This window comes from Bradyrhizobium sp. USDA 4454 (assembly GCF_054822705.1).
The window spans coordinates 5,304,297-5,318,160 of record NZ_JBTRCN010000001.1 but is presented as its reverse complement, the minus strand read 5'-3'; the positions used below and the strand labels follow the sequence as shown (position 1 = coordinate 5,318,160).

20 protein-coding genes are annotated in these 13,864 nt (G+C 62.3%); 12 read left to right on the top strand and 8 right to left on the bottom strand.

Features of this window, described 5'->3' with window-relative positions; all coding sequences use genetic code 11:
- Positions 1–39: 39 nt before the first annotated feature.
- Positions 40–1,254 (bottom strand): NAD(P)/FAD-dependent oxidoreductase, encoded by a 1,215-nt coding sequence (locus ACVIW0_RS24810; protein WP_461354734.1) that lies wholly within the window; start codon positions 1,252–1,254, stop codon positions 40–42.
- 83 nt (positions 1,255–1,337) lie between these two features.
- Entirely contained in the window at positions 1,338–2,972 is a 1,635-nt protein-coding gene (locus ACVIW0_RS24805) for a thiamine pyrophosphate-requiring protein (protein WP_461354733.1), read from the bottom strand.
- Positions 2,973–3,235: 263 nt separating this feature from the next.
- On the opposite strand from ACVIW0_RS24805, the gene ACVIW0_RS24800 reads away from it, so the two are divergent.
- Positions 3,236–3,460 (top strand): Flp family type IVb pilin, encoded by a 225-nt coding sequence (locus ACVIW0_RS24800; RefSeq protein WP_461354732.1) that lies wholly within the window; start codon positions 3,236–3,238, stop codon positions 3,458–3,460.
- Between the two features lie 104 nt (positions 3,461–3,564).
- On the opposite strand, the gene ku is transcribed toward ACVIW0_RS24800, so the two are convergent.
- Positions 3,565–4,542, bottom strand: coding sequence for a non-homologous end joining protein Ku (gene ku / locus ACVIW0_RS24795; RefSeq protein WP_461354731.1), 978 nt, complete (start codon positions 4,540–4,542; stop codon positions 3,565–3,567).
- A 255-nt stretch (positions 4,543–4,797) separates the two neighbouring features.
- Here ku and ACVIW0_RS24790 point away from each other — a divergent pair, with 255 nt between their 5' ends.
- From ACVIW0_RS24790 to ACVIW0_RS24755, 8 genes are all read left to right on the top strand, one after another.
- Entirely contained in the window at positions 4,798–4,950 is a 153-nt protein-coding gene (locus ACVIW0_RS24790) for a hypothetical protein (RefSeq protein WP_461354730.1), read from the top strand.
- A gap of 66 nt (positions 4,951–5,016) precedes the next feature.
- Positions 5,017–5,286: a hypothetical protein gene (locus tag ACVIW0_RS24785; RefSeq protein WP_461354729.1), complete on the top strand. Its 270-nt coding sequence runs from the start codon at positions 5,017–5,019 to the stop codon at positions 5,284–5,286.
- A 10-nt stretch (positions 5,287–5,296) separates the two neighbouring features.
- Positions 5,297–5,473 carry a hypothetical protein gene (locus tag ACVIW0_RS24780; protein WP_461354728.1) on the top strand — a complete coding sequence of 59 codons (177 nt, stop codon included), beginning with the start codon at positions 5,297–5,299 and terminating at the stop codon, positions 5,471–5,473.
- Between the two features lie 160 nt (positions 5,474–5,633).
- Complete coding sequence (locus tag ACVIW0_RS24775; protein WP_461354727.1) at positions 5,634–5,831, top strand: hypothetical protein; 198 nt, start codon at positions 5,634–5,636, stop codon at positions 5,829–5,831.
- 151 nt (positions 5,832–5,982) lie between these two features.
- Positions 5,983–6,252, top strand: a complete 270-nt coding sequence (locus ACVIW0_RS24770) for a hypothetical protein (protein ID WP_461354726.1) — start codon at positions 5,983–5,985, stop codon at positions 6,250–6,252.
- Positions 6,253–6,308: 56 nt separating this feature from the next.
- The gene (locus tag ACVIW0_RS24765) at positions 6,309–6,725 is read left to right on the top strand and encodes a hypothetical protein (protein ID WP_461354725.1); all 417 of its coding nucleotides are present in this window, start codon (positions 6,309–6,311) and stop codon (positions 6,723–6,725) included.
- 87 nt (positions 6,726–6,812) lie between these two features.
- Positions 6,813–7,841: an NAD-dependent epimerase gene (locus ACVIW0_RS24760; protein ID WP_461354724.1), complete on the top strand. Its 1,029-nt coding sequence runs from the start codon at positions 6,813–6,815 to the stop codon at positions 7,839–7,841.
- A gap of 58 nt (positions 7,842–7,899) precedes the next feature.
- Positions 7,900–8,157 carry a hypothetical protein gene (locus ACVIW0_RS24755; protein ID WP_461354723.1) on the top strand — a complete coding sequence of 86 codons (258 nt, stop codon included), beginning with the start codon at positions 7,900–7,902 and terminating at the stop codon, positions 8,155–8,157.
- Between the two features lie 35 nt (positions 8,158–8,192).
- Here the strand turns inward: ACVIW0_RS24755 and ACVIW0_RS24750 are convergent, their stop codons facing one another.
- Positions 8,193–8,465 (bottom strand): hypothetical protein, encoded by a 273-nt coding sequence (locus ACVIW0_RS24750; protein WP_461354722.1) that lies wholly within the window; start codon positions 8,463–8,465, stop codon positions 8,193–8,195.
- Between the two features lie 460 nt (positions 8,466–8,925).
- Here ACVIW0_RS24750 and ACVIW0_RS24745 point away from each other — a divergent pair, with 460 nt between their 5' ends.
- The gene (locus tag ACVIW0_RS24745) at positions 8,926–9,135 is read left to right on the top strand and encodes a hypothetical protein (protein ID WP_461354721.1); all 210 of its coding nucleotides are present in this window, start codon (positions 8,926–8,928) and stop codon (positions 9,133–9,135) included.
- Between the two features lie 185 nt (positions 9,136–9,320).
- On the opposite strand, the gene ACVIW0_RS24740 is transcribed toward ACVIW0_RS24745, so the two are convergent.
- Entirely contained in the window at positions 9,321–9,509 is a 189-nt protein-coding gene (locus ACVIW0_RS24740; RefSeq protein WP_461354720.1) for a hypothetical protein, read from the bottom strand.
- A 697-nt stretch (positions 9,510–10,206) separates the two neighbouring features.
- Between ACVIW0_RS24740 and ACVIW0_RS24735 the strand changes: the two genes are divergently transcribed.
- Complete coding sequence (locus ACVIW0_RS24735) at positions 10,207–10,581, top strand: transposase (protein ID WP_461354719.1); 375 nt, start codon at positions 10,207–10,209, stop codon at positions 10,579–10,581.
- 15 nt (positions 10,582–10,596) lie between these two features.
- Here the strand turns inward: ACVIW0_RS24735 and ACVIW0_RS24730 are convergent, their stop codons facing one another.
- A complete protein-coding gene (locus tag ACVIW0_RS24730) occupies positions 10,597–10,902 on the bottom strand; it encodes a hypothetical protein (protein WP_461354718.1) in 306 nt (101 codons plus the stop codon).
- A 95-nt stretch (positions 10,903–10,997) separates the two neighbouring features.
- On the opposite strand from ACVIW0_RS24730, the gene ACVIW0_RS24725 reads away from it, so the two are divergent.
- Positions 10,998–12,440, top strand: coding sequence for an undecaprenyl-phosphate glucose phosphotransferase (locus ACVIW0_RS24725; protein WP_461354717.1), 1,443 nt, complete (start codon positions 10,998–11,000; stop codon positions 12,438–12,440).
- 24 nt (positions 12,441–12,464) lie between these two features.
- Here ACVIW0_RS24725 and ACVIW0_RS24720 read toward each other — a convergent pair whose 3' ends face one another.
- Together ACVIW0_RS24720 and ACVIW0_RS24715 are read right to left on the bottom strand one after the other, a co-directional pair.
- Entirely contained in the window at positions 12,465–13,049 is a 585-nt protein-coding gene (locus tag ACVIW0_RS24720; protein ID WP_461354716.1) for a hypothetical protein, read from the bottom strand.
- Entirely contained in the window at positions 13,042–13,857 is an 816-nt protein-coding gene (locus ACVIW0_RS24715; protein ID WP_461354715.1) for a metallophosphoesterase family protein, read from the bottom strand. Before ACVIW0_RS24715 ends, ACVIW0_RS24720 begins: the two co-directional genes overlap by 8 nt.
- Between the last annotated feature and the right edge of the window lie 7 nt (positions 13,858–13,864).

Here is a 13,864-nt window from a genome sequence, read left to right as displayed (position 1 = left end):
GAGAAAGCGAGGGCGGTCACGCGGTGGCCGCCCCTTTTGCTATTTGCGCGTCGGCGGCGCTGCCTGGATCGTCGGCGCGGCGGCCGCCAGCAGCGCGGCGCGATCGCCGTTGCGCGGCGGATAGATGCGCTGCCGGTTGATGGTCTGCTTGGTGAGTTTTGCGGCTGCGCCTGTGGTGTGCACCTCGCGGTCCCAGCCGGTGGTGTAGAGCGCGCCCCAGGCGCCGAGATCGAGCACCGTCACATACCAATCGATGGTGAGCGGCAGCAGCTTTTCGCCGAACAGGTCGGCCACAACATTGTGCCCGGCGAAGCGGCCCATCGGCCGCGCGAACTGGCACGACATCACGGTCGGATGTTCGCCGTCGATCAGGCAGGACGCGACGTCGCCCGCGGCGAACACGCCGTCGAGACCCTCAACCCGCATGGTATGATCGACCGCGAGTCGGCCGAGCGCGTCGTGCTTGCCCGCCAGCATCGCGGCAAGCGGGCTCGCGCGCATGCCGGCGCACCACACCACGGTTTTGGTCGGAATGATCTCGCCGCTGTCGAGCGTGATGCTGTCGGCGCCGACGGCATTGACCCTGACATTCAGCCGCGTCTCGACGCCGAGCGCGGCCAGTGCCTCGTTGATGACGGGACGGCCAGGCGCGCCGAAGGTCGCGCCGACCACCGGATTGGGATCGATCAGGATCACGCGATGATCGCCCGTGATGCCGGCGTGCGCGAGCTTGGCCGGCATCTCGGCCGCGACCTCGATCCCGGTGAATCCGGCACCGACGACCGCGACCGTCGAACGCGCCGGCGACGGCGGCGCCCTGCCGAGTGCCGCCAGATGCGCGTCGAGCTGCATCGCGGCGTCATAGGTGTCGACGTCGAAACCGTGCGCGGCAAGGCCTGCTATGGCAGGGCGCATCAGCTCGCTGCCGGTCGTCAGCAGCAACCGGTCGTAGCTCAGGCGCTCGGCGCCCGCGCCGGTCTTGACCACGACTTCGCGCTTCGCCGCATCGATCGCCGTGACCTCAGCCACTCTGTGCCCGACCCCCACCGGATCGAGCAGGTCCTTGAGCGGCAGCGCGACGTCGCCGAGATCGACCTCGTAATTGCGTACCCGGATGTTGTGATAGGCGTTGCGATCGACGACGAGGATCTCGGTGTCCGCCGCCTGCGCGCCGACCTCGTCACGCTTGCGGGCCGCACCAAGCGCAGCCCACAGCCCGGCAAAGCCGGCCCCCAGCACCAGGATGCGCGCCATTGCTCCCTCCGATGTTGCGTCGGAGGGAGCTTGCCTGCGCTTGCGAGGTCAAATCAAGTGGGTGAGGGGCGTGTGAGGTCGCCTCACGTCCCCGGCCGCGACACCTCAGTTTCCTTGCTGGTGATGAATTCCAGCAGCACCGGGATGCCTTCCTTGGTCTTCTGAATGCCGCGCTTGATCGCGGGGATGATGTCTTCCGGCTTGGTCACCCGCTCGCCATAGCCGCCGAAGGCGCGCGCCATCGCGGCGTAGTCGCCGGAAATATCGGTGGAGCGATATTTCTCGGTCGAGATCGGCATCACCTTCAACTCGATCGCCATCGAGAAATTGTTCAAGAGAATCGACATGATCGGGATCCGCTCGCGCACCGCGGTCTCGAAATCCATGCCGGTGAAGCCGATCGCGGCGTCGCCCCAGACGTTGATGCAGAGCTTGTCCGGCTTTGCCAGCTTGGCACCCATCGCAAGGCCGAGGCCGTAGCCGAGCTGCGTGGTCTTGCCCCAACCGATATAGGACAACGGCTCGACCGATTTCCAGAACGGCGACAGCTGGTCGCGCGGGCTTCCGGCGTCATGGGTGATGATGGTGTTGTGGATATCGACGGTGTGCTGCAGGTCCCACAGCACGCGGTAGGGATTGAGCGGCGCGTCGTTATGCGTCAGCTTGGGCATCCATTTGGCGAGCCATTCCTTGTGGGACGCGGCGATCTCTTCCGCGACCGCGCCGGCGTTGCGGTCCGAGGTCACGGTCTTGCCGATCTCCTCGAGCAGCGCGTCGAGCACGAGGCCGGCGTCGCCGACCAGGCCGATTTTGGCCTCGACGTCCTTGTTGATGTGGTTCGGATCGAGCGTCGAATGGATGATGGTCTTGCCCTTCGGCATCGCGATGCCGAACGAGGTCTCGGTGAAGGAGCAGCCGATGCCGAAGATCACGTCGGCCTCAGCGAGGAATTTCGGGACCGCGCGCGGCACTGCGAGGCCGCCGGAGCCGAGCGATAGCGGATGCGTCTCCGGGAATGACGATTTGCCGCCGAGGCTTGTGGTGACCGGGATCGCGAGCCGCTCGGCGAGGCGCTTCAGCTGCGGCCAGGCCTTCGCGTAGTGTACGCCCTGGCCGGCATAGATCACCGGACGCTTGGCGTTGATCAGCAGCGCGGCGGCTTCCGTCACATGGACAGGATCGGCGCCGTAGCGGGTGCGCAGCACCGGCGTGTAGTTCAGCGGCTCCGGCACCTCCTCGTTCCACATGTCGGCAGGGATTTCCACGATCACCGGACCGCCGCGGCCGTTCTTCAATTTGGTGAAGGCGCGGCGGAAGATGTTGCCGACCTCAGCTGCGATGTTGATCGGCTCGGACGATTTCGAGAACGCCTTCATCGCCTGGCTGGAATTGAAGTTCGGGTCGATGTTGGCAAGCCTGCGCGGATAGCCCATCGGCAGCACCAGCACGGGCACGGATTCGCCGTAGCACTGCGCGACGCCGCCCATCGCGTTCTCGGCGCCGGGGCCGTGCTGCATGCAGAATGCGCCGATCTTCTCGCCCGAGGTGACGCGCGAGATCGCGTCCGCCATGTGCACGCCGATGCGCTCCTGGCGCACCATCACGGGACGGATGTCGGCGGCGGCGGCGTATTCGATCAGATGGTTGACCGGGTAACCCGTGAGGATCTCGATCCCCTCGCGCTTCATGATTTCCGCGATCGCGGTGCCGAGCTTCATGACGGTCACTCCCTGTGGATGCGGCCGGTTCGTTCCGGCCTCGTTGTCGTCCTGTCCGATAAAGGAACAGGATTCCGCCGACGGGTAAAGCCGAGCGGCGGGCCGGATCGGGTAGTCCTGATATGCGTTTACGCCCAATCGCGGGCGAATTCCGCGCGCGGCGGCACCGTGATGCAGGCAAAACTGGCAGCGAGTTTCTGCGCAACCTTTAAGCGACCGTTCATCCTGTCCCTCAATGGGCCGTCAACCAATGTGGCCTAGTTTTGCTGGAATATTACTACGGCGCGGGAGACAAAGCCGCGAGCGTCGGACAGGAGCTTTTCATGCGCGCGTTGCTGGCAAGATTTCTGCGAGATGAGGTCGGAGCGACCGCGATCGAATACGCCATCATTGCTGGCGGCATCAGCATCGTGATCGTCGCGGGCGTCAGGGGCATCGGCACCCAGGTGGCGGGACAATTCACCGCCGTCAGTTCGGCATTCAAGTAAAGCGCTGCAAGTAAGCGCCGAGAGGCGCCGCTTCATCGCGTTCCCGCTTCAGCCGTCCCGGTCGTCTCCATTCAACACGCGCAGCATCGGCATGCGCGCGAATTTCAGCCGGCCTTCTTCCGCGCCGCGGTGCCCTGCGCGCGTGTTGCCTTCTCGGCCTTCTTCGGCTCGGGCTTGGCGGCTTCCTTGGGCTCGCGCTTGCCGCTGCCCGAGATCGGCAGCAGCATCTCGCGCTGGCCCTCGAGGCGCTTCTTCGGCTTCTTGCCCTTGGCCGCCTTTGCTTCATTCCTGGCGGGCGCGGCCTGCTTCTCGTTGGCAAGGCTCTTCTTCAGCGCGTCCATCAGGTTGATGACGTTGCCGCTGGCCTTGGCTGCGGGCTTGGCGATCTTGATGCCGTTGCGCTTCTGGTTGATCAAATCGATCAGCGCCTGCTCGTAGCGGTCCTCGAACTCCTCCGGATCGAACTCGGCGGACTTCTGCTCGACGATGTGCTTGGCGAGATCGAGCATGTCCTTGGTGATCTTCACGTCCTGGATGTCGTCGAAATACTCCTTCTCGCTGCGCACCTCATAGGGGTAGCGCAGCAGCGTGCCCATCAGCCCGTTGTCGAGCGGCTCGAGCGCGATGATGTGCTCGCGGTTGGTCAGCACCACGCGGCCGATCGCGACCTTGTCCATGCTGCGGATGGTCTCCCGGATCACCGCGAAGGCGTCGTGGCCGACCTTGCCGTCGGGCACGAGATAGTAGGGGCGGATCAGATACCGGCTGTCGATCTCGCTGCGCGGCACGAATTCGTCGATCTCGATGGTGCGGGTCGAATCCAGCGCGATGTCCTCGAGCTCTTCCTTGGTGACCTCGATATAGGTGTCGGTGTCGACCTTGTAGCCCTTCATGATGTCGTCGGTTGCGACTTCCTCGCCGGTCTCGGCATCGACCTTGGCGTATTTGATGCGGTGGCCGGTCTTGCGATTGATCTGGTTGAAGGAGACCTTCTCGGTATCCGACGTCGCCGGGTACAGGGCAACCGGGCAAGTCACGAGCGAAAGGCGCAAAAAGCCCTTCCAGTTGGCGCGAGGGGCCATAGGGAAAACTCCAATTACGCAACCGACGGAACGGTCAAGGATAACACCGGGAACCCCAGTTTGAAACAACATGGCCCGGTGAATCTCGTAACGGCGTTAACCGTGGCCTCAAGCCTGCGCCCGTTTGACGCGGGTGCGCGGGGTCGCCGTCGGTCCGCTGTCAAACGGTTCGGAACGTCACTCCAGATCACGCGTTGGCCTTGCGAAGGGGAGCGGCAATCGCCGGAATTACAGGCACTTAAGCAAGGAGGTCCCATGGCAACGGAACGACGCGGTCAGATCACTGAAACCCCGACCGAGGCGCGCCAGGCCGAGCCTGGACCTTCGGTCCTCGCGCTGCTCACGGCCTCGACCGGGCTTGCCGTCCTGATCCTCGGCATCGTCTGGTTCGTCTTCTTCCGCGTGTAATGCGGCTGTGGCGCGGACGCCAGTGCGAGGTCTCTCATGTTAAATTGAGATGGCGCGCGGCGCCGCGTGGTCGTGACGCTGCGCGCGGCCTCCCCACGAGCGCTGATCTCCCGGCGCGCGGCCACGATTGCTGAAGTTGAACTCCGGATCGTCTCACCTGGCACTTTTCCGAAGCCTTCCGAAACCAACGATTTTCAGCCAAAGGATTTTCTTGAAACGGAATTCGTTGAGCGACGACGCGCGGCTTCACGAGATTTTGCAATGATGATCTGTGATGCGGCGGGCGAATTGCTCACGCGCCGCGTCACGAGATCATCGAAATTGACTGCTAGCTGATTTGAATCAGATGCGTCTCGAGCTTGAAATGTTGTATCGGCAAGAAGAAAAAAATTCGCTGTTGGTGCGCCTGAAGGAGAAAAGCGCATCGGGCGTCTTCGTCGGACTGACGGTGCTGGCGATGGCGGGGTGGATTTATCTTCTCAGCTCGATGTTCCTGAAATTCATGCTCTGGTGGCTCTCCTGAGATCGTTCTTGCGAGAACAACTCCGATTGGCACCTGATCATTTTTGCGTCGTTCGGTTGCACAAAGATTCCAGCGGCTGAACAATCTTTCGGCGGGCGCAATCATGATGTCGTCACAAGTCCAAATGTTAATAACATCGGGGCGAATGTGGACGACTGTGATGCTTTCTCCTGTTCTCATTCTCGCGGCGGCATTCGTCGCAGGTTTCTTCTCCGGCTTCGCCGCGCGCGCGTGGCGATCGCACCGGCGCCGCGCGCAATACCGGATCTATGCGCCTTATGTGGCGCCGTCGGCCGCCAGATCGTCGAGACGGGAGCAGCCGGTCAGCGCATTCGGCCATGTGCGCCGTGCGTTCTAGCGCCTAGTTCGATCGAGGTAGCGCGACAGTGGGGTGGCTCGGGGTTGGCGTGCGATGTGCAATCGGTCATCTTGTCTTCGTTATGGCAGCTGGGCCGGGTGCCGGCCCAGCTTGTGGTCGGCTCTCGGCAGCGTGAGGGAACTTGCACAGCATGAGTGATCTCAGGGGGCATTCGCCGAGGCGGTATGTCGTCGATGTCAGTGGCCAGCGGGTGCTGGTCGGTCTCACGCTCGAAGAGACGTCGGAGTTCGAGGGCCTCGACTCCTCGCTGCCGGACCGGGAAGACCAGGGGCAGGGGCATCTGCCGTCGGCCGGCGAGGGACGATGGCTGGAACTCTACGACAAGCACGACAAGGCTTGGATCAAGTGGAAGGCCGATCTGAGGGCCGGCTACGAGGGTAATTCACCTTTTTTTAACTAAGACCGGGCGATTTTTGACCTATCCTGCCTGAATGGGCCCGAACCGGATACCGACTGATGTTTCAGCTGTTTTTGCGGGCTCGCGCGCATGACCTGATCAGGTCGCGGCGTGGCGAGGAAGGTTTCAAAGCTCGGTCGGCCGAGCGCGATGCCGAGACCGATCGCGCCCGGATCGGATCGATCATGGCCGCGATCGAGGCCGCGTTGCAGGCGGCCGAAAGCGAGCAGACCGGCCTTGGCCGCCGTGTCGACGATGTTCTGGCCCGCGCCGCGGTGACGCTGGGCAACGGCACCGACGAGTATCTGGAGCGCGAGGCGCTTGACAACTATCATCAGGACCTGTTTGACGCCGAGATCTCCAACGGCCAGCGCCGGCTGAAGGAATTGGCGACCGAGATCGCGCACTTCAAGTTCATGAAGGCCGCGGTATTGAGCCGCTTTCCGGACTACAAAGCTCCGGCCGCCAGCACCTGACGTGCCTTGCAGCCGGCGCGAAAGCGGAAGCTGCGGCCGCGCCTGACGTCGTCGGCTCCGGCGCAAGGCGAAACACACAGGCAGGACGTGGTGATCGCAGGCAATCTACTCGTCACCGGCTGCGCCGGCTTCATCGGCTTCCATCTGGCGGAGCATCTGCTGCGGGCAGGGCAACCGGTCATCGGCATCGACAATCTGAACCATTATTATGACCCGGCGCTGAAGCGCGCGCGGCTCGATCTGCTCAAGCAGCACCCCGGCTTCACCTTCGTCGAGCTCGACCTCGCTGATCGCGCCGGGATGAAGGCGCTGTTCGAGCGTTATCGCTTCGAGGTGGTGGTGCATCTCGCCGCGCAGGCCGGCGTGCGCTATTCCCTGCAGAACCCGCACGCCTACGTGGATTCCAATCTCGAGGGCTTCCTCAACATCCTCGAGGGCTGCCGGCATACCGCCTGCAAGCACCTGCTGTTTGCGTCTTCGTCGTCGGTCTATGGCGCAAACACCAAGCTGCCGTTCTCGATCCACGACAACGTCGATCATCCGGTCAGCCTGTACGCCGCGACCAAGAAGGCCAACGAGCTGATCGCCCATTCCTACAGCCACCTCTATCGCATTCCGACGACAGGGCTGCGGTTCTTCACCGTGTATGGGACGTGGTACCGGCCGGACATGGCGCTCTATGCGTTCGCGGACGCGATCACGCAGGGCAAGCCGATCCAGCTGTTCAACAACGGCAATATGCGGCGCGACTTCACCTATGTGGATGACGTGGTCGAGGCGATGGTGCGGCTGATCGGTCGTCCGCCCGAAGGCGACGCCGCCTGGTCGGGCGCGCATCCCGATCCGGGATCGAGCAAGGCGCCGTGGCGGGTGTACAATATCGGCAATTCGAGGCCGGAAGAGCTGATGCATGTGGTGTCGCTGCTTGAGCAGGGCTTCGGCCGGCAGGCCGACAAGCAGTTGCTGCCGATGCAACCTGGGGATGTTCTGGAGACGTCGGCCGATGTCTCCGACCTCGAGCGCGAAATCGGTTTTCGCCCGCGGACGCGGATCGAGGACGGCATCGCCCGGTTTGTCGCCTGGTACCGGGACTATCACACCGTCGATCGGCCGTAGTGCTCCTGCCGAATCCGGGCGCGATAAAAGCTGGTTCGGCGTGGAACGGAGTTTGGTCATGAGAGTTGTCACTGGTTTTGCAATCGCTCACGCCGTGATCATCATCTCCGGCATCATCGTTCCGGCGCACGCAATCGACGTCAAGGTGGCACGCTCCTGCGATGCCTTGGTGGCAAAGGCGTTCCCACCGCTCCAGCCCGGCAATCCCGCTTCCGGCAGCGCGAGGGGCGGCGCGAAGGCGCAGCGGGACTATTTCAGCAAGTGCGTGGCCAATGGCGGCAAGATGGAAGACGACGCGCCTCCGAATTCGAAATAACACGCGTCGCGATGCGCATTCCGGATTAGCGATGCTTATGGCGATTCGTGGCGCTCAGCTGTTTGCCTGATGATCGTGCAAAACATGTAGAATGAAGCGGCAAACGCATGAATGCGCGCCCGCTCTCCATGCAAACCGGACGCGTCGCTCCGCTCGATTTGAATTAGAATAGAGCTATCGTGCTTGAGTTCGGTGGAGGCGAATATCGCGCCTGCCCGGTTGCGCGCGCGAAACCATTTCGCCGCATCGCTGAGAACGGGATCGGGGCCGCCAGACACCGCTTCAACATTCGCAACCGGTCGCAACACTCTGCGATCCTTGATGAGTGGGGATAGCAGATTTTGCGTCGATGGAGCAGGCTTGGTGGAATATCTTGTGCGCGGCTGAGCGCGTCCTCATCGAGTCATCGCTGTGACGCGGCGATATTGTGATTCCCGGCCGACCCGCGTTCAGCAGCTCAAGCGACGGCGCCTATCGATGTTCGCCAAGCAATTTCATGCGCTTGCTCGAACTCCCGATCTTCGCTGAGTTGCGTTGTCTGGTTGCGCGCCTTATCGCTGCCGCGGCCGTCGCATCTCTGCGACACATTCAGGCCATCGATCGAGCGCTTCGCGATCAGGTTGTGGAACCTGATGGAGAAAATTTAACGCGGAGCCGTGTTTGTCGCAAACCTGCCCCATTAACCGCTTTCCATGTGCGCGAACTAACCCTGTCATCCAAACTTCAATCACATCGCTCATACCCTTAACCGCAGAGCGAGGGCGCGCCATGAAGCAGCATAAAATTCAACGTTTGCATCAGCCGATCGAAGAGGCGTTGCTCGCGACCAATCAATCGTTGCGCAACGAGGTCGTTGCATTGATGCTTGATATCGCGGAACTACGTGAAATCCACGAGCGTCCGGGTTCGTCGCGTTCGTTCGGCATGTCCCGTGATCAGAATACCCCGCGCGTCGCGCTGCGCCGGATTCACAGCTAAGTCCGTCAGCCCATTCCTCACTGAGCAGAATTTGCGGCCACATCCAAGCCATCCGGCGAGGATGCTGGCACGCTCACTGTTGTGGGCAATTCAATTTCAAATTGAACAATCCTCCGGCCCGACGCTCGTTGGGGCGAGCTGACGGACGCTTGCTACGAAGGATTGCAGTGGAGCGGCAGGGGCTGTCAGTGTTCCTGCCGCACGGGCTTGTGCGTCACGACATCGAACAGGCGCTCGCGCAGGATCCAGGTCTGCAAGACCAGCTCGACGGCGGTATGCCGAAGCTCCGAATTCTCTGCAACTAGGCGCTCCAGTGCGTCGGTCGCCTCGCTGGACGCGGATTGGTTCCCCTCGAAGACCTTGAGACGCGCCATAGTGTCGATCCTCGCAAAAGTGGTGATCTGAGACTGGCGCTGACTGGCGTCAGCACAGAATAGTTCGCGCGTTGTCGGGCGGTCGCAGGGTCCGCCGGATGGCCTCGGGTGGGAAAGCGCTTAATTGATAAATCGTGGATCAAGTTATGAGTGTTAGGTCTCGTGAAAATAATCCTCAAATATGTTGAAACTCTCATGACACCTAACGTCTTAGTAACTACTGCCGCACGCGCGTGCCCGCAAGCTGCCGGGCGCGAAAGCTGCCGGATTAGTTTGTTAGGCTTTAAAAGCCGCGGGATTGGTTTGTTAGAGTTTTGTGAGAATCCTACTTGACCGGCGGCGGTGCTATCACAATGGAACATGGTGCCCCACAATCTGTCGACAGGCCGATCGGATATTCTCATTTACTTCTCATTGGGGAATGCAAATGATGCGCCAGTTATCCAGATCAAATTTGCATACCCCAAAAGTAGTATAACTTTTTTTCTCGGCCGCTTGCCGCGGGGGAATATTGCTCAATTATCTCGGTAAGTACCTTGCAGCTTCGGCGTTTCTTCGCACAATGCGTTGCTGCCGATGGCAAGCTTGAGGCTCCCGAAACACCCCCCGGGAAATCCTCAATTTGAATTTCCTGTTGCATTTACATAGCTTATAGGCCATGCGATTATTGCTAATCTAGGGGGCAATGAGATGACCAATGAGGCGTCATTCTACTGAGGAGATCAGTTCCAAGGTCAGACAGGCCGAGGAACTCATGGCGCGGGGGCAGTCACAAGCCCAAGCGTGCAAAGTGCTGGGCGTTAGCGTGATGACATTTCACCGCTGGCGCAAGCAGGAGGCCGCGCGCAGTCACCAGGCGAATGGTACTGTTACCGAATTCGCTGCTCACACCGAAGATCGAGATGGGGTCCCCCCTGTCCGCAACCGTATTGACGAATTGCGGCTGGAAAATGAACGGCTGCGCCGGATCGTGACCGATCTGCTGCTCGAGAAAATGAAGATCGAGGAGAAGCTTGCGCTCAGATCCAGCGGCGGCAGCGGTTTGTCCCGCCGAGGTGAAGTTCAGAGCTGACGATAGGCTGATCCGCTAGTGGATTCGTGAGGGCCTGGGCGCCAGCAGCAGCTGGTCGCTCAGATGCGCTTTTTCCGAGCGTGCGCGCAGCTCCTCGAGGATCGGTCGCAGTCTGGCCTGTGCGAGGTCCAGACCATTGACGATATCCTGATTCGGCATTGCGGCCGGAAACCGGGCCGATCGCAGCTTTGTTTCGACTGCCTTGACGAGCACCTCGACGTCATCGCGATGTTGACCCGCGACCAGTTCGGCGCCCATCAGACGGATCAAGTGAAGAAGGGCCACAAGCGCGGCCTCGGTTTCGCCAGCCGATGCACTCATCGATGCTCTCTGCCTGAGATTGCCGGCAGGTCTTGCGAGCTCACGACCTGCCTGATATGAAACATACGAATTGTTAACACGAATGTTAATTCCCGATGACCGACCTTTCGGACGCTCGATTAGCGAAGGTACCGGTTAACTTCGGCGCCTTCTCGTTCGCTTTTGCCTCGCTCGAAGCGTTTGCCGTCGTTTTCGAGATGATCATCGTCGTGCTGTCCAGCATCATTGGCGGCGCGGCCTATCATCTGTTTTACTACCACACGATTTATAGCAACAGCTTCGAGGGTTTTCTAGGGATCGGGGTCCTCGCCGGCATCCTTCACATGTTCGTGGCGAAGTCGCAGGGCCTCTACAACCCGCAGGCGCTGGCCGGCCTCGACCGGCGCTGGAGCAGTCTGCTCGGCGGCTGGCTGCTGGTCGTGCTGCTGATGACCCTGATCATCTTCCTGTTGAAGGTCGGCTCCGGCGTCTCGCGCGGATCGGTGCTGTCATTCGGCATGATCGGCGGCCTTGGGCTGGTGAGCGGACGCATGCTGCTGCAAGCGCCGCTGCAACGCGCGATCGACCGCGGCATGCTGGCGACGCGCCGTGCGGTCGTGATGGGGATGGCGGACGAACTGTCGCGCGTGCGGCAATCGAGCCTGCTGCGCGACTTCGGCCTCAGTGAGGTGCGACGGGTTCAGCTGTCCGACCAGTCCGACCACGAGGGCGATCGCGCAGCCGTCGCGTCGGCCATTCGCGCGGCGCGCGAATGCGGCGCCGACGAGATCATCCTGGCGATGCCCTGGCAGCAGGAGCTGCGCATCCAGTTCGTGTGCGATCAGCTGCGGGCGTCACCGTTGCCGGTGCGGTTGCTGCCGGATCGGACGGCGGAACGGTTCCTGGCGCTCCGGATGGTGGCGACCGGCCCGATACCGACGCTGGAAATGCAGCGCTCGCCGCTTACCTCGCTGGAGCGTGCCGGCAAGCGCCTGTTCGACATCGTGGCCTCCAGCGGCCTCCTGGTGCTGTTCGCGCCGCTTCTGATCGGAACGGCGATTGCGATCAAGCTCGACTCCCGGGGGCCGATCCTGTTCCGGCAGCGCCGCAACGGGTTCGACGGCAAGCAATTCTATATCCTCAAATTTCGTTCGATGCATGTACTCGAGGATGGCGACGTCATCACCCAGGCGCGGCCGAACGATCCGCGGCTGACCGGGATCGGCGCGACGCTGCGCCGGCGCAGCATCGACGAGCTGCCGCAACTGGTGAACGTGCTGCGCGGCGACATGTCGCTGGTCGGGCCGCGGCCGCACGCGCTGGCGCATGACGACAAATATTCGAAGCTGATCGCAAGCTATGCGCAGCGCCAGCACGTCAAGCCCGGCATCACCGGCCTCGCCCAGGTGCAGGGACTGCGCGGTGCAACGCCTGCGATCGAGGACATGCAGCTGCGCGTCGCGCACGACCTGATCTACATCAAGAGCTGGAGCTTCATGCTCGACCTGCGCATCCTGCTCCGCACGGTCGGCGCGGTGCTGCGGCACAAGGGTATCTGACGGCTGTCCGCGCCCCGGCGCGCGTTACTCCGGAATATTCTGGTTGGCATCCTTGAATTCCGCCTCGATGATGCGCCGGTTGGCATCGGACGCCACCCGGTAGGCCTGGCCGATCGCACCCTTCAGCTCCGGCGCGCGGCTCAGGATCAGGCGAATTTGCCGCTGCAGCAGATCGACCAACTCGACATCGCGCGTGGTGTCGACCTGCGCCAGCAGGATTAGGCGCGGCGCGATCAGGTCGCTGCGGTTGAAGCCGGTGTAATAGGACATCTTCAATGCTTTCGACGCGGTCGGGTTCAACCAGTCGAACCGTCCGGTCGCCGAGGCGAGGCCGAACCAGGCGCCGGAATCCATCGGCGAGAGCCGAAGTGCGCGCGTGAAGGCGGCTTCGCCCGCCTCGGGCGATGGCTGCAATTCGCTCCAGCCGTCGCGCAGCCACAGCTCGCTCCTGATCGCGCCGATATTGGCCGCAAGCGACGGCTTGACGCGCAATGCATCGGCGGCCAGCCACCACGCCGACAACGCCAGCGTCACCGCACCGATCGCTGTTGTCGCCGGCTTAAAGGCCGGCGACAACAATCGCACATAGCGATGCAGCGTGTCAGCCATTGTGCGAGCCTTCGTGTTTGCCTTGGAGTGAACCTTGGCGCGCCACGCGGTTGCCGGTCGCCAGCAGGGTTCGCCGCGGTCCCTCCAGCTTGACGCAGCTCAGGCGGCCGGTCGCATAGGCGCCGGTGTCGACATTGATGCGGTTGCGCAGCAACTCGGCCTCATGCACCGGCGTGTGGCCGTGGACCACGACCTTGCCGAAATCCTCTTCCGACATCAGGAAGTCGTCGCGGATCCAAAGCAGGTCTTCCTTGCGCTGCTGGTTGAGCGCGACGCCGGGCCTGACGCCGGCATGCACGAAGAAGTAGCGGCTGTGCACGTAGCAGATCGGCAGCGAGCGCAGGAAGGCGAGATGGGCCGGCGGCATCTGGCGAACCAATTGCCGGGCCAGCGCCCGTCGCTCCGCGGCATCGGGATTGGGCGAGGGCGAGAGCCCGTAGGACATCAGCGTTTGCAGGCCGCCGAACTGCCGCCACTGCGCCAGCATGTCGGGATTGACGAGAAACTCCAGCAGGCAGGCTTCGTGATTGCCGAGCAGGCAAACCACGCCGCGGGTGCGGCGACGTTGCTCGAGCATGGCGATCACATCGCGCGAGTCCGGTCCGCGATCGATGTAGTCGCCGAGAAACACCTGGATCGGCCGCGCCGGCTGCGACTTGCGGATGTCGGCATCGATGCGCGCGCAGATATCGTGCAGCAGGTCGGCATGGCCATGGATATCGCCGACCGCGTAGATGCAACTCTCGTCGCCCTCGTCATGGTCGAGGCCGCCGGTCTGGCCGACAAGACGCCGGAGGAGGCTACGCATCTGCCGT